Origin of the sequence: Subsaximicrobium wynnwilliamsii, assembly GCF_007997225.1 — a bacterium.
GTDB classification, from domain to species: Bacteria; Bacteroidota; Bacteroidia; order Flavobacteriales; family Flavobacteriaceae; genus Psychroserpens; species Psychroserpens wynnwilliamsii.
In genome coordinates this window covers 104030-129720 of sequence record NZ_VORM01000012.1, presented here as the reverse complement: position 1 = coordinate 129720, position 25691 = coordinate 104030, and the positions used below count along the sequence as shown (strand labels likewise).

General features: G+C 38.8%; 27 protein-coding genes and 2 pseudogenes. 12 read left to right on the top strand and 17 right to left on the bottom strand.

Annotated elements, in window-relative coordinates; all coding sequences use genetic code 11:
* Positions 1-653 precede the first annotated feature (653 nt).
* The 12 genes from uvrA to ESY88_RS11690 form a co-directional block, all read right to left on the bottom strand.
* Positions 654-3191 carry an excinuclease ABC subunit UvrA gene (gene uvrA, locus ESY88_RS11730; RefSeq protein WP_147085911.1) on the bottom strand — a complete coding sequence of 846 codons (2538 nt, stop codon included), beginning with the start codon at positions 3189-3191 and terminating at the stop codon, positions 654-656.
* A 385-nt stretch (positions 3192-3576) separates the two neighbouring features.
* Positions 3577-4671 carry a HigA family addiction module antitoxin gene (locus ESY88_RS11725; protein WP_147085912.1) on the bottom strand — a complete coding sequence of 365 codons (1095 nt, stop codon included), beginning with the start codon at positions 4669-4671 and terminating at the stop codon, positions 3577-3579.
* A gap of 86 nt (positions 4672-4757) precedes the next feature.
* Positions 4758-5003 (bottom strand): type II toxin-antitoxin system RelE/ParE family toxin, encoded by a 246-nt coding sequence (locus ESY88_RS11720; RefSeq protein WP_223270805.1) that lies wholly within the window; start codon positions 5001-5003, stop codon positions 4758-4760.
* Positions 5004-5579: 576 nt separating this feature from the next.
* Positions 5580-6002 (bottom strand): hypothetical protein, encoded by a 423-nt coding sequence (locus tag ESY88_RS11715; RefSeq protein WP_147085913.1) that lies wholly within the window; start codon positions 6000-6002, stop codon positions 5580-5582.
* Positions 6003-6373: 371 nt separating this feature from the next.
* On the bottom strand, positions 6374-6538 hold the full coding sequence (locus ESY88_RS21050; RefSeq protein ID WP_189702592.1) for a hypothetical protein: 165 nt from the start codon (positions 6536-6538) through the stop codon (positions 6374-6376).
* Positions 6539-6586: 48 nt separating this feature from the next.
* The gene (locus ESY88_RS11710) at positions 6587-7105 is read right to left on the bottom strand and encodes a DUF2141 domain-containing protein (protein ID WP_147085914.1); all 519 of its coding nucleotides are present in this window, start codon (positions 7103-7105) and stop codon (positions 6587-6589) included.
* A gap of 167 nt (positions 7106-7272) precedes the next feature.
* Positions 7273-7581: a peroxidase family protein gene (locus ESY88_RS21725; RefSeq protein ID WP_262713202.1), complete on the bottom strand. Its 309-nt coding sequence runs from the start codon at positions 7579-7581 to the stop codon at positions 7273-7275.
* Between the two features lie 13 nt (positions 7582-7594).
* Positions 7595-7861: a peroxidase family protein gene (locus tag ESY88_RS21720; RefSeq protein ID WP_262713092.1), complete on the bottom strand. Its 267-nt coding sequence runs from the start codon at positions 7859-7861 to the stop codon at positions 7595-7597.
* A gap of 76 nt (positions 7862-7937) precedes the next feature.
* Positions 7938-8069 (bottom strand): hypothetical protein, encoded by a 132-nt coding sequence (locus tag ESY88_RS21715; RefSeq protein WP_262713091.1) that lies wholly within the window; start codon positions 8067-8069, stop codon positions 7938-7940.
* A 257-nt stretch (positions 8070-8326) separates the two neighbouring features.
* Positions 8327-8893: a BRO-N domain-containing protein gene (locus ESY88_RS11700; protein WP_223270804.1), complete on the bottom strand. Its 567-nt coding sequence runs from the start codon at positions 8891-8893 to the stop codon at positions 8327-8329.
* A complete protein-coding gene (locus ESY88_RS11695; RefSeq protein ID WP_147085915.1) occupies positions 8893-9078 on the bottom strand; it encodes a DUF7149 domain-containing protein in 186 nt (61 codons plus the stop codon). The genes ESY88_RS11700 and ESY88_RS11695 overlap by 1 nt, the downstream gene beginning before the upstream one ends.
* Positions 9079-9114: 36 nt before the next feature.
* On the bottom strand, positions 9115-10788 hold the full coding sequence (locus ESY88_RS11690; protein WP_147085916.1) for a hypothetical protein: 1674 nt from the start codon (positions 10786-10788) through the stop codon (positions 9115-9117).
* A gap of 274 nt (positions 10789-11062) precedes the next feature.
* Between ESY88_RS11690 and ESY88_RS11685 the strand changes: the two genes are divergently transcribed.
* Both ESY88_RS11685 and ESY88_RS11680 read left to right on the top strand, forming a co-directional pair.
* The gene (locus ESY88_RS11685) at positions 11063-11545 is read left to right on the top strand and encodes a hypothetical protein (RefSeq protein ID WP_147085917.1); all 483 of its coding nucleotides are present in this window, start codon (positions 11063-11065) and stop codon (positions 11543-11545) included.
* Positions 11535-11741, top strand: a complete 207-nt coding sequence (locus tag ESY88_RS11680; RefSeq protein WP_136584470.1) for a helix-turn-helix transcriptional regulator — start codon at positions 11535-11537, stop codon at positions 11739-11741. Before ESY88_RS11685 ends, ESY88_RS11680 begins: the two co-directional genes overlap by 11 nt.
* Before the next feature lie 157 nt (positions 11742-11898).
* Here the strand turns inward: ESY88_RS11680 and ESY88_RS11675 are convergent, their stop codons facing one another.
* Positions 11899-12525, bottom strand: coding sequence for a hypothetical protein (locus ESY88_RS11675; protein ID WP_147085918.1), 627 nt, complete (start codon positions 12523-12525; stop codon positions 11899-11901).
* A gap of 189 nt (positions 12526-12714) precedes the next feature.
* Positions 12715-12894, bottom strand: a pseudogene (locus ESY88_RS21460) (hypothetical protein); the annotation flags it as partial.
* 381 nt (positions 12895-13275) lie between these two features.
* On the opposite strand from ESY88_RS21460, the pseudogene ESY88_RS21890 reads away from it, so the two are divergent.
* The 7 genes and pseudogenes from ESY88_RS21890 to ESY88_RS11635 all read left to right on the top strand — a co-directional run.
* Positions 13276-13494, top strand: a pseudogene (locus ESY88_RS21890) (DUF4274 domain-containing protein); the annotation flags it as partial.
* Between the two features lie 213 nt (positions 13495-13707).
* Positions 13708-14376 carry a succinate dehydrogenase cytochrome b subunit gene (locus ESY88_RS11660; RefSeq protein ID WP_147085919.1) on the top strand — a complete coding sequence of 223 codons (669 nt, stop codon included), beginning with the start codon at positions 13708-13710 and terminating at the stop codon, positions 14374-14376.
* A gap of 8 nt (positions 14377-14384) precedes the next feature.
* Positions 14385-16295 carry a fumarate reductase/succinate dehydrogenase flavoprotein subunit gene (locus tag ESY88_RS11655; protein ID WP_147085920.1) on the top strand — a complete coding sequence of 637 codons (1911 nt, stop codon included), beginning with the start codon at positions 14385-14387 and terminating at the stop codon, positions 16293-16295.
* A gap of 7 nt (positions 16296-16302) precedes the next feature.
* Positions 16303-17046: a succinate dehydrogenase/fumarate reductase iron-sulfur subunit gene (locus ESY88_RS11650; RefSeq protein ID WP_147085921.1), complete on the top strand. Its 744-nt coding sequence runs from the start codon at positions 16303-16305 to the stop codon at positions 17044-17046.
* Between the two features lie 263 nt (positions 17047-17309).
* Positions 17310-17660 (top strand): hypothetical protein, encoded by a 351-nt coding sequence (locus ESY88_RS11645; protein WP_147085922.1) that lies wholly within the window; start codon positions 17310-17312, stop codon positions 17658-17660.
* Positions 17661-17787: 127 nt separating this feature from the next.
* Complete coding sequence (locus ESY88_RS11640; protein WP_147085923.1) at positions 17788-18291, top strand: hypothetical protein; 504 nt, start codon at positions 17788-17790, stop codon at positions 18289-18291.
* On the top strand, positions 18288-18485 hold the full coding sequence (locus ESY88_RS11635) for a hypothetical protein (RefSeq protein ID WP_147085924.1): 198 nt from the start codon (positions 18288-18290) through the stop codon (positions 18483-18485). Before ESY88_RS11640 ends, ESY88_RS11635 begins: the two co-directional genes overlap by 4 nt.
* A gap of 93 nt (positions 18486-18578) precedes the next feature.
* Here ESY88_RS11635 and ESY88_RS11630 read toward each other — a convergent pair whose 3' ends face one another.
* Positions 18579-19049 (bottom strand): CBS domain-containing protein, encoded by a 471-nt coding sequence (locus ESY88_RS11630; protein WP_147085925.1) that lies wholly within the window; start codon positions 19047-19049, stop codon positions 18579-18581.
* Positions 19050-19804: 755 nt separating this feature from the next.
* On the opposite strand from ESY88_RS11630, the gene ESY88_RS11625 reads away from it, so the two are divergent.
* Complete coding sequence (locus ESY88_RS11625; RefSeq protein ID WP_147085926.1) at positions 19805-20617, top strand: NAD-dependent epimerase/dehydratase family protein; 813 nt, start codon at positions 19805-19807, stop codon at positions 20615-20617.
* A gap of 155 nt (positions 20618-20772) precedes the next feature.
* Positions 20773-21474 (top strand): tetratricopeptide repeat protein, encoded by a 702-nt coding sequence (locus tag ESY88_RS11620; protein ID WP_147085927.1) that lies wholly within the window; start codon positions 20773-20775, stop codon positions 21472-21474.
* A 139-nt stretch (positions 21475-21613) separates the two neighbouring features.
* On the opposite strand, the gene ESY88_RS11615 is transcribed toward ESY88_RS11620, so the two are convergent.
* On the bottom strand, positions 21614-23677 hold the full coding sequence (locus ESY88_RS11615; RefSeq protein WP_147085928.1) for a M13 family metallopeptidase: 2064 nt from the start codon (positions 23675-23677) through the stop codon (positions 21614-21616).
* A gap of 64 nt (positions 23678-23741) precedes the next feature.
* Positions 23742-24284, bottom strand: coding sequence for a hypothetical protein (locus tag ESY88_RS11610; RefSeq protein ID WP_147085929.1), 543 nt, complete (start codon positions 24282-24284; stop codon positions 23742-23744).
* Positions 24285-24420: 136 nt separating this feature from the next.
* Here ESY88_RS11610 and ESY88_RS11605 point away from each other — a divergent pair, with 136 nt between their 5' ends.
* Positions 24421-25377, top strand: coding sequence for an NAD-dependent epimerase/dehydratase family protein (locus ESY88_RS11605; protein ID WP_147085930.1), 957 nt, complete (start codon positions 24421-24423; stop codon positions 25375-25377).
* Positions 25378-25691 lie beyond the last annotated feature (314 nt).

Sequence of the window (25691 nt, the reverse complement as noted above, 5' to 3'; positions counted from 1 at the left end):
TGCCGTAAAAGTAAAACACCCTGTTACCAAGGAAATAACTTACACCACCATAATCAACTCCGAGCAGCAACAAAATTTAGCGAAATTATTCGATTTCTAACTTGGGTGTCCCAGCGACGAAAACAGGAGGAATCAATGCATTAATCACACCCGGTAACTGGCTTTTTGCCTGCTGCTCGGTTTTTGGTTGCATAGCGATTCCATTTTTATTCCGACGTTATTATCGTAACGGTTTCAATTAGAAATCCATTAGTCTCTCGAACTTATCCAACTTTTTATTCCTAGGGATTTCAGTCAAATGCTCAAATTCAGTCGCTCCGATATTAAAGGCGTTTTTAAAACCTGTTGCAATAGCTTCCGTCATAAACGCTACTATTATTCCGAAGGATTCTTCAGAACTATTGATCTTTTAAAACCCTTTTTAAAATTCGAGTTTCTCGATGCTGCTGAAGCAAATGCGATAGTCGTTGCTCTGGTTAACAATGCTCTGTAATGAGTTTTGGAGCTTATGCATTTTCGGCCAAATCCGAAAACTTTCTCATGGAATTCAATCGGTTTCCTTTACATTTTCTAACTAAAGGCCCTTTTTGCTTTCTGTTTTTTAAGTACTGAAAGCCTAAGAACACCTCCTTAATTCGTAAAATTCTTCCTAATTAAGGATGACCGTTTAAGGTTTTCGATAAATAAATTGCCGTTTTACTCAGCTTGTTTGTTGCGACTTCTTCCGGAGTGCCTTCCGCAACCACTTTTCCGCCTTCGTTTCCAGCGCCAGGACCTATGTCAATAACCCAATCACTTCCAGCCACAACCTGCATATCGTGCTCTACCACAATTACGGTGTTGCCGGCATCCACTAGTTTCGCCAATTGGACTTGTAATTTTTCGACATCGGTAGGATGTAAGCCCGTAGTGGGCTCGTCTAAAATATAAAGCGTATTGCCACGATTCACACGCTGGAGTTCGGTTGCCAATTTGATGCGCTGCGCTTCTCCGCCGGAAAGCTCAGTGGCTGGCTGGCCCAATCGTAAATACCCCAAACCAACCTCCTGCAGTACTTTGAGCGGACGACCCACTCGGTCTTCCTGCTCAAAAAACACTGCGGCTTCATCTACGGTCATGTCGAGCACTTGGGTAATGTTTTTTTCATGATAAGTGACTTCCAGGGTTTCGGCATTGTACCTCGCACCTTCACAAACAGGACAGGGCGCATAGACACTTGGCAAAAATAACAGTTCAACCATCACAAATCCTTCGCCATCGCAATTTGGACAACGGCCTTTGCCCACATTGAATGAAAAACGGCCGGCGCTGTAGTGACGTGCTTTTGCTAATTTTGTTGCCGCGAATAATTTCCGCACCACATCAAACAAACCCGTGTAGGTCGCTAGATTAGAGCGTGGTGTTCTGCCAATGGGTTTCTGATTGACCACAACCATACGTTTTATGGGTTCTGAACCTGAAGTGATTTCGCCACCCAGCGTCACTACATTGTCTTTTTGCAAGGTGTCCTCGTCTTCTTCCGAAGCGAGGCCCTTCCCTAATTTGGTAGACATCAGTTCAACCAATACCTGGCTTACCAAGCTGCTTTTCCCTGAGCCAGACACGCCAGTGACACTCGTCAAAACGCCTAAAGGAAAAGAGACGCCAAGGTTTGTTAAGTTATTTCTGGTCACTCCGCTTAATTTTAGCCATCCAGAAGGTTTTCGAGCTGTGGGCTTTTGGAAGGGCAGCTCATTAAAAAGATGTGCTCTGGTTTTAGACCTTGGAGTATTTTTCAAACCGGCTGGTGGACCACTGTATAAAATTTCGCCACCACCGTCGCCAGCATCTGGACCTACATCTACAATCCAGTCCGCATGGCGAATCACATCCAACTCATGCTCAACCACAAAAAGTGAATTCCCAGAAGCTTTCAATCTATCCAAAGTTTTGAGTAAAGCCTCGGTATCGGCGGGGTGCAATCCTGCGGAAGGCTCGTCTAATACATACACCACCCCAAACAGGTTACTACGCACTTGGGTTGCCAATCTCAAGCGCTGATGTTCGCCAGGGGAAAGGGTGGGTGTGCTGCGCTCCAAGGATAAGTAGCCCAGTCCCAACTCCAATAAAACAGTTGCTCTCGCCACAAGATCTTCGGCTATGCGTTGCGCCACCATGGCTTTCTCTTGGTGGTGTTTGTTTAATTTAGCCAAAGCTGGCGCCGAGCCATCGGCATAAGGCGTGAAAATAGAAAGCAATTTCTTTAGCGGAAGCCTCGAAATATCGGCAATATCATAGCCGGCAAAAGTCACGGAAAGCGATTCGCGACGTAAACGTTTGCCATTGCAGGACGGGCATTCGCTGCTCAACATGTATTGGGACACGCGTTTTTTCATCAATGCACTTTGGGTATTTGCAAAGGTGTGCAGCACATGTCTTTTTGCCCCCGTGTAAGTGCCTTGATAACTCGGTTTGGTCTTGTTTTCAATGGCAAGTTGAACGGCTGCTAGGTTTAGGTCTCGGTATACGGGTACCTGTGGCCGGTCGTTGGTAAATAAGATCCAGTCGCGGTCTTTTTTAGGGAGTTCTTTCCAAGGGATATCCACATCGTAGCCCAGAGTGGTCAAAATGTCACGAAGGTTTTTCCCCTGCCACGCCGATGGCCAGGCCGCAATGGCTCTTTCCCTAATGGTCAAGCTGTCATCTGGCACCATGCTTTTTTCTGTGACTTCATACACTTTTCCCAGTCCGTGGCATTTAGGGCAGATTCCTTCTGGGGTGTTGGTTGAAAATGAATCGGCATATAAAAGTGGCTGTCCCGCGGGATAATCGCCGGCGCGGGAATATAACATGCGCAGCAAGTTGGACAATGTGGTGACAGAGCCTACCGAGGACCGTGAAGTTCCTGAACCGCGTTGCTGCTGTAATGCAACCGCTGGAGGCAGACCTTCAATCGCGTCGACTTCGGGAATTGGCATTTGATGAAAAAGCCTTCGTGCATAGGGCGACACAGATTCAAGATACCTGCGCTCAGCTTCGGCATACAGCGTGCCAAATGCAAGCGAGGATTTGCCCGAACCAGAGACCCCTGTAAATACCACCAATGCATCGCGGGGAATGTCTAGCGTTACATTTTTAAGATTATGTTGCCGCGCCCCACGTATAGCAACGAAGCCTTCTTTTTGTGTTTTATCCTGATTCGGTTGTTTCATGAGCAGTCATCGAACAAAAAACATACCAAGACCCCAGTTATGATTGGTAATTTTAAAATTGACATATTGGATTATTAATTGTGCTGTCTTTAAGGGAGCTTATTCTAGGATGCGAAAGGCAATTAGGTGCTTCCTTTTGCATTGAAACAGCGCCAAGTTGCTTGAGCTTTTATGCTTTTCTGTGATTAACCGATACTTTTAAGCGTTTCATTTTATGGGCTGAAAACATGTCTTATTGCAGGCAATGGAATTGTATATCAAATGTAGAGCGGTTAAAAAGCAGTTTTGTTTCAAATAGGTAGGAGCCAAATTTTAAATTTGACGACTTTGCAAATGTGACCGAACCCTTTGGTTTTGTTATTATTTGATACGTTATTGGGAACAGTTATCTCATTTTTTTGTCAATCGTAGTTTTCATCGCGTAATAATCCCCTTCGTAGCAAACTCGACCCAATAGTATAGCAGGATGAATTCTATGTTTATCTCCTAAATCTTTAATTTTATCATCATTTAAGGGAAGATGATTGTCTAAAATATCTTGCCAAATGTCATTAGGTATTAGTTTTTGGTGAGCGTAGTTATCTGCTTCGGTCTCGCATTTGTCCAACTTCTGTTTACTAGTCAAGTCCATAAATTTTATGTCCTTATCATTTCTCAAATGCAAATCAATATGTCCTATTTCGTGTATGATGGTAAAAGCAAAATTATCAATCCGATTATACCTCAAAGTCAATGCGATAGCTGGGTTTTTATCAGACCAAAAAGAAAACCCATCAATAGGTGTTTTCTCTAACTTATCAATTAGCAACATTTTTATTCCAAATTGATTAAGTACAGATTTAACTCTTTTTGGTGTTCCAGAATTTTCGTAAAATATGTTATTTAGATTTTTACAAAGTTGATTTAAATTATCAAAGTTAAAAGTATTCGTTTTTTGGTTTTTAGCTTCATATTGAGCTAATGAACTCCAAGCGAACATATTTTTATCATCAATTTTTAATTTATTCGATTTACGATAATATGCAAATCTATCATTAGAAAAAGAAGACACTAAACCATCAATAGTTTCCACTTCATAGATATTCATTATTGTTTTTATATCACGTTCAAGGTCATCATTTAAATAGTGGTGTTTTTTGAAATATCGAACTGGAACATATTCTTTTATAATGCTCCATAGTTCAATATTTCTTACTTTTTTAATATTTTTTTGCTTAACTCTTGCCTTATCAATTTCGTACTGAGATTGAAATTTCATCCAATAATCCGCTGAAATACCAAATATCTTTTCTAATAAAATTGCTATATCTGCGGTTACTGGTCTTTTTCCTTTGATAATTTCATTTAAAAAAGAGGGGTGTACATCTAATTCCTTTGCTAATATTCTTTGGTTCAAATCAGGTATCGCGTCTAATTCATCTTTAATTAAAACTCCCGGATGTGTCGCTTGTGCTGGTGTTAGAACTTTCTGTGTTGCCATCTTTCCCTATGTTTTCTTGTAATGATTACTCAATTCAATAATTGAGCATATTGTTATACTATTAGGTTCTTCTCCTTCTAGTGTGGTTATAATTCTATTCGATACTGGCCATCCACTCGAACAGATTCTAATCCTTTTTTATCGCCAATAAGTTTTTCATAATTTAAACTCCTAATGGGATATAACTCTTCTGTGTTTTTTGCAACTCTTAACTTATCTATTGCTTGTATGTACTTTTTGATAACATTTGGTTGAAACCTATGTTTTTCACTTCGAGCCTTGCCATCTTCGTAAAGTTCTTTCAGATAATTTTTCTCGAAATTTATTTCCATAGCTCACTTTTATGCTAGTGCAGAGATACAATAAATGCAAAAAGTTCACTAAATAAGTGAACTTTTATTTTCCTTACCCTAATTGTTCCAACACTTATGAGTATGATTAGTTTGGGGATTAAGCATCTAATTTAGCAAATAAAGACAGCATTTGAAATCCAACTTGCCACGCATTTGGACCTGATAGGATTTCTGTAAGAAGCCTAGAAACCAGCAATTAATTTTATATGGCAACTGGCTTTTTTCAATCAATTACACTTATTGTATTCTTCAACAATTTTTTCAAAGCTTTCCACTTGTAGGTTCCTTCATTTGTTTTTTTGTTTACTGAATTTTACTTCGAGAAGTATTTTCTGGCTGTTTTTTAAATGAATCAATAATCTCGGGACAAGCCGACAAGGTATGAATTGAAGGATATTCTTTGTAATTCGAGGCAAGCCTCGGGGAATAAAACCCCACCAGAGGGATTCAGATACGAGATGAATGCAGATATTACAAGTGTTTCGACCCTTATCAAACCAGAGTATTCATTTAATGTGTTTAGCTGTCAAAAGAGAACATTCAACCAATGCTTGTCTATTTAAGCCAGCCTTTTTTAGTGGCTCTTTTACTGTAGAAATAAAGAAATGCTGCTACCGCAATAACTACAACTGGAATAAGTAAAGCGAAAACCATTGACGTTTTTTTAATGTCGATCACAAACAGCCAGTAAGATTCTATAAATAGCAAAGCAATCAATGCCACTGCAAAAAATGTAGTTGCAATTTTACGTCTCATAAAAAGCATAAAACTACCTAACAGTTCGGAAAATAGAGTAACTATAAAGACAATGGCATACCAAAAGGGGATCGACTGGACATTTTCAAATTCCTCAACAGTCAAATTTTCTTGTAGAAAATCTATTTCAAAGGAACTAAAGTAAATTTCAACTATATTCCATATAAGAGCAAATACCGCTACGACCCAAAAGGAAGTTGGTGGTTTAATAGCTATTACCATAATTTAAGGATTTATTTGATCTGTTATAAATATAGGTAAATTAAAGATTATCTTAAAAAAAGGTTTTTTTGAGTTAGCTGATCCATGGAATAAGGCTACGTCGAAAATTGAGCAAAAGATTTGGTAAAATCTATATTGGCTATGTTTTGGACATTTTGATAGCCACTGGCTTTTCACGTTCCGTTTGGTTTTCCGATGTTTGTGATTTAAATCGAATTTTTGCGTTGGTTTGACCTACTCTTTTGCTCCCGAAGTTTCGGCATTGGCTTAGCTTTGGCTGCTGCGAACCGAAGTTCACGAACTCCAAAATTCAATTTTAAAACTGTGAGTATTTGCAAAGCCGCCTGCCCGACGGGCAGGTGTGCATGGCTTTATGAGGCTTCTGCTTCTGTTATTTTTATTTCTGCTTCGGTTAAATTGTAAAGTTGATAAACTAATTGGTCAATTTCATCCGCCAAAATTTGTGCTTCCGAAAGTAGCTTTCTCTCTTTAAGCATTGTTTCAAGCCCAAATACAATGCCAGTGGAAATGATCATTAATAGTTGTAAATCACTCCCAACAACAGGATTGGCTTATTTAAATTTTTAGTAACTAAGAGATATAGACATTTGTAGATTTCCTCCATCATATATAAATTCAGCGTCAGAAAAAGAAGGAGCACTCAAGGTTACCTCTGCACCACTGGAAAAACCATAACCTTCTGTTGGTATCCCCAAAAAATTAGTGTCAAGTTCACCGTTGCGGTTTTTATCATGGATCACGGCAATGGCATATTTTCCTGGTAGAATATCTGAAAACTCAAAACTCGCATCAGTTCCACTTATTTGTGTTATCATAATCTTAGGAGCGAATTGAAGGAATTTATTGGGGAAACCTTCACCGGTCTCAAAAATCGCACAGGCGATAACCCCAGTATTGTTACTTATATTCTGAATTTTCACGTGAATGGCGGGGCATTCTGTTTGAGCAAACCCACTTGAAGGCAGCCATACGAGGCTTATAGCCAGGCAAAAAAGGAGCTGTGAAAATTTTCGGAAAATCTGGGGCTTTTCAGAATGTTCTGTATTTTGAAAAAAAACCTTAAAAAGTATATTATTCATCATTTTTCTGCGATTTTTATAGTTCCCGTAATTTAATAGTTTTTGCGGTAAAATGCAAGTCTGTAAAAAGAATAAGGACTGTTTTTATAAGAATTTTATTCATCCTTGACGTCATAACCATCAAGCATCATCACTTTTTCCCAAGCTGCAACAAAGTCTTTCACAAAGCGCTATTGCCCATCATCAGCGCCGTAAACTTCGGCGATGTTGCGCAGTTGCGCATTAAAACCAAAAATTAGATCGCAGCGGGTCGCTGTGTATTTTGTGGTTCCACTTTCCCGGTCGTTAATGTTGAACAGCATTTCATTTTCGGCTTTGGGAACCCACTCATAGCCCATACTGGTTAGCACCCGGAAAAAGTCATTTGACAATTGCCCAGGACGGTCAGTAAATACACCGTGTTTAGAGTAATCATAATTTTGGTCCAATACGCGAAGCCCACCTACTAAAACCGTCCATTCTGGCGCACTCAATGTCAATAATTGGGCACGGTCAAGAAAGATGCGTTCTGATGGGACAACCTACTTTATCATTGTGGTAATTTTTGAATCCGTCTGAAACAGGTTTCAACCAATCGAAACGTTCCGCATCGGTTAATTCCTGAGTAGTATCCAAACGGCCTGGAATACATGGCACTCCTAGCTCAACTCCAGCATCCTTGGCTGCTTTTCCTACAGCTACGCAACCGCCAAGAACCACTAAATCTGCTAAAGAAACTTGCTTACTCCCAGATGGATTACTATTGAAATCGCTCTGGATGCTTTTGAGCTTTTGAAGCAGCTCATTGAGTTCTGCTGGTCGGTTTAATTTGCCAGAGGGGCAGGTGTGTATGGCTTTATGCGCTGGCTTTTTCTATTATTTTTATTTCTTCTTCGGTTAAATCGTAAAGTCTGTAAACTAATTGCTCGATTTCGTTTTCTAATATAGTTGTGTGTGTGTTTGGATTTTGTTCCTTTAAAAATGCCATTAGTCTAATTTATTTTTATCGTTTAAATAATCTTTTGCAGATAGTTTATTGACAATTCTTTTACCCGATTTTTCTTCGATTTCTTTTCTTGTATTTCCTGCAATGGTAACCCCTTGTTATGCTACTTTTTTGTTTTGTGTAAATCCTTTTGGCTTTTTTTTCTTTACTTATTTCTGTGGTGGTGGCTTCGGCAAGCATATTTAATTCGAGCTCTAAATTGCTCATATTATCACGCAAATTTTCTTTTTCAAGCCCTTTTAGTTTTTTACATCAAAACCGCTCCAGGCTTTTGTAATTTCATTAGTAAGTATGACGTATTCCATTCCTTTTTTCACACCACGTTCATCCCATTCATCTGTAAGGTCTTTGCGTACCTCAATACTTTTAAGACGTTGATTTATCCATTGTGTGCTATAGCCTTTTTTAAGATAAGTTTCCATTAAGCGATCAAAACCTAATTCTGGGTCCTCAATTTCATCAATGCGTTCTTTAGCTACTTTTGCAATCCAGAGTTTAAAGGGTTCTGCTTTGGGTGATGGTACGCTTTGTATAAGCCTGAAAACTTGCTCTGTATTTGCAACATCGGTTTTTCTCATTTTACCATCTCTAGCTTTCAATTTCAACCCGTGAAGATTTGTCACGGTTTCATTACCTTCTTGTTTTAATCGCTGTTTTAGTTTTCGCCAATAGGCTGAAGCATCTGCGCTATCGGTTAATATTTGTATTACATCTACCACAGAAAAAAACCATTGTTCTTCTGCTTCATCCCAATGGGTACGAACTTGTTGTTGCTCAAAAAGCTTTATGCTATTTTCTTTATCCATTAGTTGGTTTTATTTAAAAAGCCGGTAACGAGATTTTTATGGAATTCTTCCGATTCGGTATCATTGGTTCGGTCAAGTAGCTGAATCAAATTTGTCTTGAAACTTTCAATTTCCGTTCGGTTCGGTTTTATTTTTAAAAAGGCTTTATTTATTGCATTCCGTGGTTTCAAGATTGTTATTTCCATTTAAAGTATTCTAGTTTTAATAAACATCTCTTTCTTTTAATTACTGCAATCACCATCAACCAAATCGTATCTGCTTGGATTAAAAAGGTTGTCCCGAACGTCATAGATTAATGTTGAAGTAGTACTATTTACAACTTGATTACTAATGCCACAAAAGTCGGTTAGTAATCCATTATTATAAATCTGAATAAGCTCATTCAGACTGAAGTTTTGAAAAGAATCAAGATTGCTAATATTAGTATTAAATATGCCCAAATTATTTATAATCGCGCTTGGATTAAAAACATCTATTATTTCAACTGGTTGATTTGGGTTTGAAATGGCTGAATAACCTATTGTTAAGTCGGCTTCTATCACATTATCAAACCCAAGTATGGAAGTTAAATTAGGATTATTAATAAAATTAAGGCTTACTCTTTCTAAAGTATTGAAAGCGTCTATGCTTGCCAAATCTGTATTGTTATTGATGTTTACAGATAAGTTTTCTGTGTTTAATACGTTAAACCCTGAAAAGTGATCAAATCCACTATTGTTGGTAATGTTTATTTCATAGAAATTAATTGTGGTCAAATTTTCAAAAACACTATTGGTTTGTTCAATAGAATTGCCATCAATAAATATGTAGCCAGCAATAATTTCAGAAACGGTATCGAATCCGTCAATATTATTTAAATTGGTATTATTTACAAGATAGATTTCGCCCAAAACGTGGTAATTCAATAAGCCATCTACATTTTCGAGATTATAATTATCATATATGTACAAATCGGTATGGTAGTCTTGAGTGCCCTGAGAAAATCCATCCAAATTTTCTATGGCAGTATTATGTAATGCAATACTGCCAATAGTGCCTTTAAAATTAGGTAATGATCTTAAGTCACTAGAACCACCACCAATACCAATAGCCTCTAAATTTGTGACATTACTTAATCCGTCAAGTGAAGCTAAAGATTGATTTGATAATATAGGATCATATTGGTATTGCAAAAATGCACCTGGCAAACCAAGCTCCAAAACTCTCAAATTTGTTAAATTAGATAAGGAGTTGACATGTGTAAGATTGTTGCATGATACTATATGTAATGTATCACAAGTATTTAAGTTATTAAAACCAACATTAGAAAAATTCCCGTCAATTAGTGCTAAATATCTAACCTGTTCTAAATTATTGAAAGCACTTAAATCAATAAGATTTTCATTGCTTTGTAAAATGATTTGAGATAGATTTCTTATTTCTGAAAAGGCATCAATATTACTAAGGCTGTTATTGTCTTTTAGCGTTAGGGACATCATATCACAATAGTTTATATTACTTATTGCCGATATCTCTGTCAATCCATCATTATTAATTATACGTATTGAGGAAGGTTCACTGTGGCACATATAGCGTAGATTTTCTAATCCACTCAAAGATGTTAATTGGGGATTATTTTGAATTGATAAAAATCCAAAAACAGCTTTTAGATTATTTATTGGTTCTAATGAAGTAATGTTTGACATGCCAGTACTATTGCCAATTACGAGTGAACCATCAATAGATTCATAGTTTAAATCTCCGAAATCATTCACGTCTTGTTGCGTTTCTAGTAAAAAATTTCCTTCTATGGAATTGAGTCTCAAGGATTCCTCAAGGTTGTCATCATCTGTAGTACAAGAAAAGATAGATAGTATGATAATGAAGAAATAATTATTTTTAATGCAATAATTCATATAATGATAGTGTTTTGTTCTAATGGTCTGCCATTTAGGTACTTGCTGTAAATCACAGCCAACGAGTTTTAGTATTATGCGTTGTGTTTTCTCAAGGCACTAATTTAGCAATAAAAATGAACTAGGGAATCTGCGAGGATTTTGCACAAGTAAACTCAAACCAAGCAATTGAGTATACACGGCTTAACAGTAAAAATTATTTTACTAAATGTAAAGTTTGTTTGTCTAATTGTAATATTTATTATACATTTAGATGAAATTAAACCAGATTATTATGAAAATAAATTATTTGTTTCCGAATAAGTTCAAGAAAATGGGTTGGTTTATACTAATTCCTTCGGCAATTTTGGGTTTGGTTGCTCTCATATTTGAGTATGAACCAAGTTTTTTAGATTTTAATCTTCCGGCTATCTTTATTGAAGACCTTAACCTTTTTAGTGATAAGCGACTGTTTGGGATAGTCAATAATAATATTCTGAATGAGATTCTCGGGATTTTAACTATTATTAGTTCTTTATTTGTTGCTTTTTCGAAAGAAAAATTAGAGGATGAATATATTTCCAAAATCAGATTAGAGTCTTTGGTTTGGGCTGTTTATGTTAATTATGGAGTTCTATTATTTGCGTTTTTATTTATTTTCGACTTTACCTTTCTATGGGTTATGCTATTCAATATGTTCACCGTTTTATTGTTTTTCATAATTAGATTTAATTGGCAAATTTCCAAACTTAAAAAATCAGCTCATCATGAAGAATAGTATTAAAGTAGAAAGAGCAAAAAAAAATATTACTCAAGCTGATTTAGCTAAATTGGCAAAAGTTAGTAGGCAAACAATTAACGCCATGGAATTAGGTAAATATGTGCCATCAACAGTTTTGGCTTTGAGATTAGCTCAAATTTTTGAAGTCGAAATAAGTGAGATTTTCACTTTGGAAGATTCTGATTGGGTTTAGGCCCTATTACATCTTCCAGTCTTGAATGAGATTAGTTGCGTGTTTAAACACCTAATTTAGCAGATATGAATCGAATATAAAATCTTCGAGAATTTCCGCAAGCAAGCAAGAACTAGCAATAAATTATATGCGGCTTTGTTGGAAACTGGAGTTTTACCTAATTTGAAATGTAATAGTTCGCTTCTAAAAATTTTACAGTTTTACTGTCTTCGTTTTTTTCTGATTTAAGTTCTTTTAGTAATCCCGCAATAATTATTTTTTTATTTGGCAATTTTTCTGAATTCCTAGAATGGGCTATTATGAATGTATCTGAAGTTTTTTCATCTCGTAATTCATAAATATTATAATTGTCAATTATCGGTATCATTACAAAAATCATTGCTTTTCCAGCCATAATGGGAACCATAATGAATCCATTGAAATCTGATTTTTTATCCACTAGCTTTGGAACTCCTGTTAATATTGCATTAGAAGCTAATATTCCTTTTTCATTTGCTTCTGAAGGTAATAGTTTTTGGGACTTGTACTTTAAATAGGTTTGTTTTAAATCCCCATCTAATTTTGAAAGTATGATTTCTTTCTCTTCATCTTCAAACGAAATCATAGACATTTCCAGAAAAAGAATCATTTTTTGTTTGTCATTAAATAATCCCCCAATTTTCCCTAATTCGGATTGACTTATGATCCCATCATTTGACTTTGTTAGGATATTATAAAATCTACCTCCATTATCGAGAGCTAAAAGAGCCTCATCAATTTGCTTGTATGGACTTATTTTTTTCATTTTAACGTAATTATTTTTTTTCTATTACAAATGGTCATAAACGATAAGAATACCTTGTTGAAGCATATTATTTTGCTGATTCCTCATTTTTCTTTATCGCTAAGTTACGCGTTATAGACCTATTGCATCCTTATTGAGTGGGAAGAAAATAGAACCGCCCGATTTCATTACATACTTTTTATAGACATTTTACTCATCCTTCATGTCATAACGATCAAGCATCATCACTTTTTCCCAAGCTGCAACAAAGTCTTTCACAAAGCGCTATTGCCCATCATCAGCGCCGTAAACTTCGGCGATGTTGCGCAGTTGCGCATTAAAACCAAAAATTAGATCGCAGCGGGTCGCTGTGTATTTTGTGGTTCCACTTACAGATTTCACTATCGGTTTGAATGTGTGCTCCCTTTATCTAATCCCCATAAGAGTCGCATTGGATGCAACCAACAAGGCAGGCACGGATAATTACCACTTCCCAAAATAGGCCGCCCAAAAATACAGGGCAGTACATTCCCTCAGTTGAGAATGGTCTGGAATAAAACACAAGAACACTGAAAATTATTCGTCATTGCTATTTGTGGCTTTCAATTACAGATTTCTCAGTTTCCAACCGAAGAGGTCATACGACTAGTAGTTCTCAAGCTAAAGAATTCTTAATCTTTTATTGGTCTTATTCAGGATAATTAACTTTAAGGAAGTTGGAAGATCAACAACTTGTTTTTTAAGTTATAAAAAAAGAGCTATCTCGCTAGCCACTGCAACTGCAACGACGGCACAATTGTTTTGAACTGGATTGTTGAGAGTCCGAAATGTGATAAGGCAACAGCATCATTGATGGTTTTGAGCGCCGACCCGGACTTATATTTTGACCATACAGCAGAAACAATACAAGATTTTGAAAAAACCGTTTGGAATTTATTGCAAAAGATTCTTGAAAAATTCAGGGAAAATGAATTTAAAAACAGCAACTGAAGGAAACGACCATTTAGATTTGGACTGAACTGAATAAAAAAAGCGTTGAAGCAACCCACACTCAAACCCTAGCAACAAAAAAATCTGGTCAATGTGACGAGCAAACACTTCAGGTTCAAAATACTTTTATATGGTCGCATACTCATTAATTAATTTGCTTTGGCTGACATTAATCATTAATTATCTGCAACAGATTCCATATTTTAGCGGTAAATGGCAATAAATCAACACTTTTTCAGAAAAACCATCATCGCTGGTTCAGGATTATTTCTCTGCGTATTTTTAGTGGTTCACTTATCTGCTAACCTCATTTTGGTACTCCCCGCAGCTATTGCCAGAGGTCTATACAACAGCTATTCCACAGTATTACGCGAAAGTCTCTTCATACAAATAATTGCCTATTTGCTTTACGCCTCTATTCTTTTACATGTGATTTACGCCTTGCTTATCACATTAAAAAACAGAAAAGCAAAACCTCAAAAATATGCCCTCAACCATTACAAACAAAACAGCACTTGGACCTCTCAGAATATGGGTTTCTTAGGCACAATGATCTTACTTTTCATTGTGGTACACTTAGCCAATTTTTGGGCACGTATAAAATTGGGGCTTGGAGCTCCTGTAGGATTGGATGCCGCCGGATACCAAGATGTTTATGAAATAACCAACAGTTTATTTCACAATATCTATTTCGTGTGCTTCTATACATTAATGGCCATTCCGCTGGGCTTTCATTTACACCATGGCTTTAAGAGTGCTTTCAAAACCTTGGGGTTTTATCATAAAAAAGGCTTACGCATTATCGCTAATGTGGCGCTTTGGTATGCGCTTATTATAGGTATAGGTTTTGGAATCATTCCATTTATCGTGTATTTCAAATAGCATAAAAAATGAAGTTAGACGCAAAAATTCCAGAAGGCAGATTAGAAGACAAATGGCGCAACTATCAGTTGAAATCGCAGCTCATCAACCCTGCCAATAAAAAGAAATTAAACATCATTGTAGTGGGCTCGGGGCTGGCAGGCGCTGGTGCCGCCGCAACATTGGCGGAACTAGGCTATGATGTCAAATGTTTTTGCTATCAAGATTCGGCCAGACGCGCACATTCTGTCGCGGCTCAAGGTGGCATTAATGCCGCTAAAAATTACCAGCATGATGGTGACAGTGTGTATCGCATGTTCCACGACACCTTAAAAGGAGGTGATTTTAGATCTCGCGAGGCCAATACCTATAGATTGGCAGAACTTTCATCACCACTTATTGATCATTTTGTACAACAGGGCGTACCGTTTGCTAGAGAGTACGGTGGCACATTAGTGAACCGCAGTTTTGGCGGTGTTCAAGTTCAACGTACGTTTTATGCGCGTGGACAAACCGGACAACAGCTTTTATTGGCTGCCTACTCACAACTGTATAAAATGGTCAAAGCGAAAAAGGTGGTCATGTATCCGCGTAGCGAAATGTTGGATCTGGTCGTGATTAATGGCAAGGCAAAAGGGATTATTGTTCGGGATTTGGTAAGCGGTCAACTCAAACGTTTTGCTGCAGATGCAGTTGTTTTGGCAACAGGCGGTTATTCAAGAGTTTTTAGACTCTCAACCTTGGCGATAGGTTGCAATGGAAGTGCTTTATGGAAAGCCCATAAGAAAGGCGCTTTTTTTGCTGCGCCTAGCTTTACCCAGATACACCCAACCGCATTGCCACAATCCAGTGAGGCACAATCAAAGCTTACCTTAATGTCGGAGTCGCTTCGCAACGATGGGCGTATATGGGTGCCTCAACAACAAGATGACACAAGAAATGCCAACGCCATTCCAGACGCTGAGCGCGATTATTATTTAGAGCGCAAATATCCCAGTTTTGGAAATTTGGCGCCAAGAGATATTGCGTCACGAGCTGCCAAAGAACGCATTGATGCTGGATTTGGCGTTGGAAAATTAAAGAATGCCGTGTATCTCGATTTTCAGCATGCTATTAAAAAATTCGGTTTGGACAGCATAAAAGACAGGTATGGCAATCTGTTTGACATGTATCATAAAATAACCGGTATAGATGCTTATCAACAGCCAATGATGATTTCTCCTGCCGCACATTTCTCAATGGGCGGGCTTTGGGTAGACTATGAATTGATGACCACTATTCCTGGATTGTACGCCATTGGCGAATGTAATTTCTCTGATCATGGTGCAAATCGTTTAGGAGCAAATTCATTATTGCAAGCCAGTATTGATGGTTACTTTATTTTACCCAATACCATTAATAATTATTTGGCAACGGAATCTAAAGCGCCATCTTACACTTGTGACCATCCTGAATTTGAGCAAACAGAACGAGAGGTCCAATCACACATCAAAAAAATTCTTGCCATCAATGGCAGCCGCACCGTCGATCATTTTCATAGGGCCTTGGGCAAGATCATGTGGCAAGAATGCGCCATGAGCCGAAATAAAACAGGGTTGGAAAAGGCCATTGAAGAAATCAAAGACATTAAAACCGCTTTTTGGAACGATGTGAAAGTGACCGGAGCAAGCAACGAGCTCAACACCGAATTGGAGAAAGCGCTGCGCCTGGCCGATTTTATTGAACTAGCACAATTGATGTGCAAAGATGCGCTTGATCGTGAAGAATCTTGTGGAGCACATTTTAGGGAGGAATTTCAAACGCATGACGGTGAGGCGCTTCGTAAAGATGACGAATATGGCTATGTGTCGGCTTGGGAATACAATGATGGCCATTTTAAATTACATAAGGAAGCCCTAGAATTTGAATTTGTACAACCCACGGTTCGCAGCTATAAATAAATAGGATATGAAAATTATATTTAAGATTTGGAGACAAGATAGCCCTGCGGAAGAAGGCATGCTTAAAACCTATGAGGTAGATGATTTAACGGAAGACATGTCCATTCTGGAAGCTTTAGACCACCTTAACGAATTGCTGGTTTTACGTGATGAAAAAGTCATTGCCTTTGAATATGACTGTAGAGAAGGCATTTGTGGCCAATGTGGGATTTTTATCAATGGCAGAGCGCATGGCCCACACGATCAAATAACCACTTGCCAATTGCATTTGAGAAGTTTTAACGATGGTGATACTGTGGTAATAGAACCTTGGCGAGCAGCGTCCTTCCCAGTCCTAAAAGATCTTATCGTAGATCGCTCTGCCTTTGATCGCATCATAGAAAGTGGTGCTTATATAAGTTCAAAAACAGGATCAGCACCCGAAGCAAACGCCATTCTCATAGCTAAAGAGGTGTCCGATACGGCTATGGATGCAGCGGCCTGTATAGGCTGTGGCGCGTGTGTGGCCACTTGTAAAAATTCTTCCGCAGCACTTTTTACTTCCGCTAAAATCAATCATCTCAATAGTTTGCCGCAAGGCGAAAGCGAGGCACATAAACGCGTGATAGAGATGACCTCACAGATGGAAGCGGAAGGTTTTGGCAGTTGCACGTTTACAGGTGCGTGTGAAGTAGAATGTCCTGAGAGCATCTCAATCGTAAACATTGCCGAGATGAACGCACGCATTATTAAAGCTAAAATCTTTGGTTAGTACGTTTGTTTCGATTGAATGCAGCACTATCCGCGCTTAATCACTCCATTTGGCTTGAGGCAAGTGGCACTTAAAACTAGCCACCAATCAATAACCTCGAGGCAAGCCCATGAGGTATGCATTGAAAGATGTTCATTCCATTTCGAGGCGAGCCTCGGGCAATAAAACCCTCTGGAGGGATTTAAAAGCTCAGCAAATTTCACTAAATTAGTTCTTCCAAACAGTCATAAAAACTATAAGTTAGCAACTTAAGCGCTAAGCCCATGCAAAAGCAATGTCCGGAATGTGGTGACAAAATTGTTGGTAGAATCGATAAGAAATTCTGTAGTGATGCCTGCCGAAATTCCTATAACAACACCATCAACAAAGACCACCGCAACATCATTCGCAACACCAATAACCGACTGCGGAAAAACTATCGCATACTCGAAACACTCAATCCTGAGCAAAAGACCAAATGCTCCAAAGCCAAACTTATTGAACAGGGTTTCGATTTCAATTACTTTACCAGCATTTATACCACCAAAGTGGGCACCGTCTATTACTTTGTCTATGATCAGGGTTATTTGCCTTTGGAAGCCGACTATTATGCCTTGGTAAAGCGTGAGAGTTGAACCCGTCTTTGAGTATCTTAAACTTCAAAAAAGGCTTCAGCATAAAAACGTACGCCGTCAAATCGAAAGCTAATTTTCATTTGACAAGAAATTTCAAATAGTTCCAACCAACCACTATCTCTCCTTTATGAATGGTTTCCTCCTTTTCGCAATCGCCATGTGCGTATTTGCGGTTGTTGCTTTTTTGAGCCACTATTTTAGCGCTAAAAAGGTAATCTTGCGAACGCTTGCGAAGCTTCCTGATTTGCCAGTGGCCAGTTTGAAAAGTAATTCATTCTCCAAGATTACTGGTAAAGCGCTTCATGTAAAAGACCCGTTAATTGTACCTTACAGCAAAAGAAAATGTATTTTTTACGACATCAAAATCGAACAGAAGAAAAGTAGCGGCAAAAGTTCCTATTGGAAAACCTTGGTGCATGAGACCAAATTTGAAGCGTTTTTTGTGCAGCGTCATGCCCACTATGTGGTCGTAAACCCTGAGGAGCATCCCAGGAACTATATTAGCTATCTTAATGTTGACAAGAACAGGATTCTGGCACCTTCAACGACCCAACGCCAGCATTTGAGTCCCTCCTGCATCAGTACCAAATCGAAACCAAAAATTTTTTCGGACTCTTCAACAAGCAATTGAGCTACAAGGAAGGTATTATAGAAATTGGAGAGCAAATTACCGTTGCCGGTATCGCCCAATGGAAATCCCTCAGTGAACCAATACCAGAGTATCCCTATGCTCAAATCGCTAGTTTGGAAGCTTCGGAAGGCCAAAAAATCATCATTACCGATTTGCCGGAAGCCTTGGTTGAACCAAAACTACGCAAATTGTAAAACCTCACAGTCCCGAATTTTCGCGACTGTGAGGTTTTATGTATACTAAAATTTTCTAAGCCTTGGTACGAGGCTAAGAGAACGTAAATTTTATCAATCCTTTCTCCAATTATGGCCTTTCAAATCCAAGGATGCCTTTAAAATGTCTTTTTGGCTGATTTGTCCAATCAATTTACCGTTTTCGACGATAGGGAAACGGCGAATTTTAGAATCCAAGAATACTTTGGCAGCATCAAAAACGTTCATATCGCCATCAATGGTTTCCACATTTTTTACCATGCGGTTTTCCACTTTATGTTGTTCCATAGGCATGTTGTAATACCTGCTTTCACTAAGATCCTTGAGGCAATCCCCTTCGGAAATCACACCAATAAGTTCATTGTTCTCATTGACCACCGGCCCACCCGAAATCTTGTATTTAATCAAAGCCTGTATGACTTCTTCAACCATTTGATCGGGTCTGAATGTGATCAATTCCCGAGTCATATAATCACTCACCTTAAGTGCAGCAACCTCTGTAGTGCTTTGCTGTTTCCTGGCTCCTTGAAAACTTTTGATTCCCATAATTTTTAGATTTTTAAGTTGGATTGACCTTAAAGTTACTCAAAATAAACGAATTATACCAATTGAAATCAACGATGGGTTTAGGTTGTGACATTGCGATTTCGGTTTTTTAGATGATATCGTAAAAATAGCCTGATCGATTTTGAGCTCTAAAACACCCCTTTAAATTTTCGTAGTTCAGGTTTCAATTTGTGCCTGGCGTAAAAATGTGCGACTCCGCTGGAGTCGGGATTTGTTCCTCCTATTCATGCTATAAACCTGCAATGCCGCCGGCATTGATACGCCGTAAATAATAGAATCTAATAGTTTGCGGTTTGCGATGTGACATAAAGCGCATTGTAATTGCTCATATTAAAATTTCGGACATATTTGTTTCGCCTACAAACACTTTCAGCAAGGTTAAAGCATTGTAAAAAGGGATCTTGTTTTTTTGTGCTAGGCTATAAACCTGCAATGCCGCTGTCATTGTTTTATCACATTCAAATAATTTACAATCTCAATGCATAAACCCTAATACGCCGATCACACCACTATTTATATTTCAAATAATTCCAGAGGGATTAAAGCTTTATCGAACTCAAATTCAATGCGTTGATTACAACTCCAGAGGAATCGCAAATTGCAAGCCCTCAGAACATCAACATCAACGCGCAGGACTTCCAAACGTCCAAAAAATCTTTAGGGTTTTAGCTTCTAGCTTAAAAAAATCAAGCGACCCGCTGTCATTTCATACCTTTGCCTTTTCAAAACATACTATGGAACAAAAATCCCCCATCGCAATAATAGGATGTGGCTGGTTAGGCCTACCACTCGCAAAACAATTCGTGGCAGAAGGCCATACGATTCATGGTTCTACAACTTCCGAAGAAAAATTGGCGGTTTTGGCCCTGGAAGGCATTCGTCCCTTTTTGCTGGATGTTACTTCGGAAGGCATTGCTGGCCAGCTCAAGGCCTGTCTTGAGGGTTGTAAAATTCTAGTGCTCAATATCCCGCCAAGACTTCGGAAAAATCCAGAACAGGATTATGTGGGTGAAATGCAACAGTTACTGCCACACATTGAAAATTCTTCGGTGGAGCAGCTTGTATTCATTGGTTCAACTTCGGTGTACGCCGATGACGAGAATATGCCAGTAATTACCGAAGCCTCAACCTTTTCAAAATCTGAAACCGCTCAGAAATTAGTCACTGCGGAAGGCCTTTTTCAACAAAACAACAATTTCAACGCCACGATCTTGAGACTTAGCGGACTCATAGGCCCTAACCGCCATCCGGCGACTTATCTTTCTGGTCGTAACCAGATTCAAAATCCGGAAGCGCCGGTAAATCTCATTCATCGCGACGATGCCATCGCTATTATAAAAAGCATCATTTCCCAGAAGTTGTGGAACGAAGCATTCAATGCCTCCTTTCCCTCACACCCTGCAAAAAAAGAATTTTATACCAAGGCCTGTGAGCAGCAAAACCTACCGCTTCCGCAGTTTGATGAGCAGTGTGCAAGTAAAGGAAAAACCATCGCTTCTAATAAATTGTTACAACGCTTAAAGTTTCAGTTTGAGCATCAAATCTAACAATTAGCAGTCTTTTAAGATATTATGCAACAAATTGTTTTAGTTTTGGGCGCTAAAAGATTCAATGTCCAATGTTCAATGTTGGAGTCAAAGAAATTAACCACTAACTAAAAGTTATTAGAACTAAAGGCTTACAATTTTCAAACAAAAATACCATGAAAAAGATTTTACTTACCGTTATCATGCTTACCACGCTAGGTGTTACAGCACAAAACAACGATCAACTTAAAAAACATTTTGAGGCCTATTACCTTCAAATGAAAGGCCAAGGGGATGTACAAGGTGTTATCAATGCCTTAACGCATCTCAATGTAATCGCTCCAAACCAAGCCCGTTTGGATACCTTGGCTTACGTCTATGTTTCTGAAGGTAGAAACCTTGAAGCGCTCAATACTATTGGAATTGAAAAAGGGCCAAATGATGCCGATATCAATGTTGAAGTCAAGGCCATTGCCTTAAAGGCGATGAACCAACCTGAACGTGCGCTGACTTTTTACAACGAACTTTTTAAAAGGGACTCCAACCCCTACATTGCTTATGAAATTGCCGACTTACTGACAATAAACCAAGATTTTGCAGGTGCTAAAGCTCAGGTGGAATATGGTTTAATCAATGCTACCGACGATATGAAACGCGCGTTCTACGAATCTCAACGTCCGTATGAAGTGCCTTTAAAAGCGGCGTTTACCTACATGAAAGCCTTGGTGGTTTTTAATATGAATAAAGCTGACAATCTGGATCAAGCCATTGGCCTACTCGACGAAGCGCTTGTGATGGCACCCAATTTCAACATCGCCAAACTAAGTAAGGATGCTCTGGAAGCAAGAAAAGTGACGCCTCCCAAAGACAAGGAATAAGCAAGCTATAAACGAGATCAAAAAAAAGTGGATACCCTTAATTGGATATCCACTTTTTTAGTCTTCAGTCTTCAGTCCTCAGTCTTCGGTCTTCAGTCATTTTACTTCGTGCTTCAAACTTCAAACGTCCTACTTGAAACTACCAAATTCTAACGCGGTCTTCTGGTGCGATGTACATGCTGTCACCTTCCTTGATATTGAATGCCTCATAAAATGCATCTACGTTTTTCAATGGTTGTGTTGCTCTATAAATCCCAGGAGAATGCGGATCGGTCTTGATCTGTGTTCTCAGGGCGTCTTCTCTGGTCAAGGTTCTCCAAACGGTTGCCCAAGACATGAAGAAACGTTGCTCTGGCGTAAAGCCGTCTATTTCGCCTGGTCTTTCATTGTTTTCATAAAAGAGTTGCAATCCATCGTATGCACCGAGTACACCACCAAGATCTCCAATATTCTCTCCCAGTGTAAATTTTCCGTTGATGTAAAGACTGTCCATCACTTCAATGGCACTGTATTGATCTGCCAAGGCATTTGCCCGTGTGGTAAATTTCTCAAGATCCTCATCGGTCCACCAGTTTTTAAGATTTCCTTCGGCATCATAACGTGCTCCAGAATCGTCGAAAGCGTGTGATATTTCGTGACCAATCACTGCGCCAATGCCACCATAATTAACCGCTTCATCTGCTTTGTAATTATAAAAAGGGGGTTGCAAAATAGCTGCAGGAAATACGATTTCATTGTTACTTGGGTTGAAATAGGCGTTTACTGTTTGTGGTGCCATGCCCCATTCCGTGCGATCCACAGGTTGGCCAATTTCGTCCAAATTTTTTCTGGAAGACCAATTGATCACTGCCATCATGTTATCGGCAAAACTATTGCCTTCCTTAACCTCTAATTCGGAGTAATCTTCCCACTCATCTGGATAAGCAATCTTAACGGTAAACTTATTTAGTTTTTCAATGGCCTTTTTCTTAGTGTCGTTGGTCATCCAATCCAATTTCTCTATTCTATTTTGAAAAGCCGTGATGATATTGGCAATCATTTTTTCTGCTTTTTCCTTAGCCTCTGGTGGAAACTTCGCCTCAACGTACAATTTACCAATCGCTTCACCTACACTGCCATCTACAGTTCCAAGCGCTCGCTCATCGGCAGGTTTCATTTTTTTGGCTCCAGTTAAGGTTTTTGCGTAAAAATCCCAGTTGGCCATTTCAATCTCGGTGGTTAAATACCCCGAAGCTCTGTTTAAAGTACTCCAATCCACCAAGCTCTTAAGATCCTTGATTGACGTGTTCTTCAAGAATGAATTGAGTGCCGCCATATATTTAGGCTGCATGATGTTTAGAGTATCGATTTCACTTTTGATGCCTAAATCTGAAATCATTTTGCTCCAATCAATCGCCGGTGTCATTTTATCCAAATCGGAAACTGCCGACATATTATTGTAATTACGCGCATCTCTCATGGCTACTTTATCCAATCTAGGTTCTGCTAATTGGGTTTCCATTTCCATGATTCTTTTGGCTGCTGCATCGGCATCGGCTTTGCTGTAATTGATAAATTGCAACATGCGTGATACATGTGCCAGGTATTGGCCTCTAATTTCCTTTGATTTGGAATCCATATCCAAGTAATAGTCGCGCTGCAAGCCCAAACCACCTGGATAGACCCAAGCGATGTTTGTGCTGCTGTCATTTAAATCGGCATTGGCACCAATACCCACGAAAGGCGCTGAAATTCCATTATTTTGAGCAATGACCGTTTGCAAATCCTTTAAAGTATTAATCCCATCGATCTTACTTAGTAGCGGTTCAATAGGCTTAATACCGGCTTCGTTTCTCGCTACAGTGTCCAACTCAGTTTGATACACTAAAAGCGCTTTCTTCTGGTCACTGCCATCTTCATATTTATTGAGTTCTTTTGCGGTATTGACGATATCCAACACGTCTTGTCGGGTTGATTTTCGCAAAACATTGAAACCTCCCCAGCGGGTCTCATCTTCTGGGATCTCGTTGTTCTTGATCCAGTTTCCGTTGACGTAATTGTAAAAATCGTCTTTGGGATCTACGCTGGTATCCATGCTTTCCAGTTCGATGCCTGGCGTTTGCTCTGCCATGGCAGTGTCTTTCTTGGAATCATCCTTACAACCTGTAAATGAAGAAATCCCAATGACCGACACCATAAAAATGGTACTGATTTTAGTATTCATAAAAATTAAAATTAAATTGGTTTAAATCCTTAAATTAATCGTGTTCAAATAAATTTGTGAGTGGTTATAACTGAGACGGGTTCATGTCTGGCCTGCCAATATTATTCTTCTCAAACTCCAATTTCTTATTGATTTGGAGGTTGAAATTAGAGACACTTATCAAAAACTCCTTGACACTCTCAAGTTTTTCTGCCTTAGTGCTGTTATATAATAGTAAGGTACTGTTGAGTTTTTGCAATTTGGTGTCTAAAGCACTAAATCGCGCTTCAATGGGTTTAGTTCTAATCGCTTTTGGCATTTCGGCCTTAAGATCCTTGATGAAGGTCAATACATTAGTGCGATCATCGTTGAAGAAGCTAAAATCGGCCGATTTCAAAAGCAGCACTTGGACGTTGAGGTCTTTGTATTTTTGCCAATCGGTCACTGTTTTTTTTGCATCTTGACTTAAGCTAAACTCTGTATATTCCAATGCTTCGATGTCTTTAGGGCCAATGGTTCTCGCCTCTATCTCTGCCTGTGTCTCTTTTTTTTCTTGAGAGACTTTAGCTTCTTGACAATTAAAAAGAAAAACAGTTAAGCTTATGTAGAAGAGCGTTTTTAAGCGCATAATTTCAAGATTGAATTCGGGGTAAATATATAAAATAGACACAAGCTTTATAGGCAATTAACAAAAATATAGCGTGCTTAAGCTTTTATGCGCTTGATATTCTTACTACTTTTGATGCAGATTTAAACCCAATACCATGTCTAAAATTCTAATCATTGGCGCTGCTGGCCAAATAGGCTCTGAACTCACGTATAAACTGCGCGAGCTACATGGTGACGATAACGTCATTGCCAGCGATATAACCTATGAAAATACAGCGCTGGTTAACTCAGGTATTTTTGAAATTGTAGATGCCCAAGACCAAGCTTCGGTTAGAATTTGTGTGGATAAACACAAAATAGACACCATCTACCTTATGGCAGCCATGTTGAGTGCCACTGGTGAGAAATACCCCATGAAAGCTTGGGACCTCAACATGAATTCCCTATTTCATGTATTGAATCTCGCTAAGGAAGGCATTATCAAAAAAGTGTTCTGGCCGTCGAGCATTGCGGTTTTTGGCCCTACCACACCAAAAGTTGACACACCCCAACACAGTATTATGGAGCCCTCAACAGTGTATGGCATTACCAAACAAGCTGGTGAGCGTTGGTGCGATTACTACCACAAAAATTACGGTGTGGACGTGAGAAGCCTAAGATTTCCAGGAATCATTAGCTGGAAAACCATGCCAGGAGGCGGCACTACCGATTATGCGGTTGAAATCTACCACCAGGCCATACTCGACAAAAGCTATGAGTGCTTTTTAAAGGAAGACACTGAACTCCCAATGATGTTTATGGACGATGCCATCAACGCGATGGTAGAATTGATGGATGCAGCTTCCGAGACAGTAAAAATACGCTCTTCTTATAATTTGGCAGCCATTAGCATTACACCTAAAGAAGTTTCCGAAGCCATAAAAAAACACATTCCAGATTTTAGAATTTCTTATAGCCCAGACTTTAGACAAAAAATCGCTGACACCTGGCCTAAATCCATCGACGATTCTGAAGCGAGAACCGATTGGGGTTGGAATCAGAAATTTGACCTGGATAAAATGACCGAGGAGATGCTTAAGAATTTGAGTGAAAAGTATGCCAAGGTTAAATAAGTCTAAATTCCGAAAGTAAAGTTCCAAATATCAGATGTTCAGCCGGCTTCAAAACTTGCTGCTTGACGCAAGATGATAATGCTTTGGGTTCAAGACTAAGCATCTGAAACTACTTTGTGAGCATTCCATTCTAAATCGGCGCCTTAGGATGCTTCATTCCGTTTAATCAGCTTCCGACTAATTTCCTTTCTCAATTTTCTTTCCTCTATTTTTAATCAATAACCTATGGGCTAACCCACAAGGTATGCACTGAAAGATGTTCTTTGTATTTCAAGGCACGCCTCGGGGAATAAAACCCTCTGGAGGGATTTAAA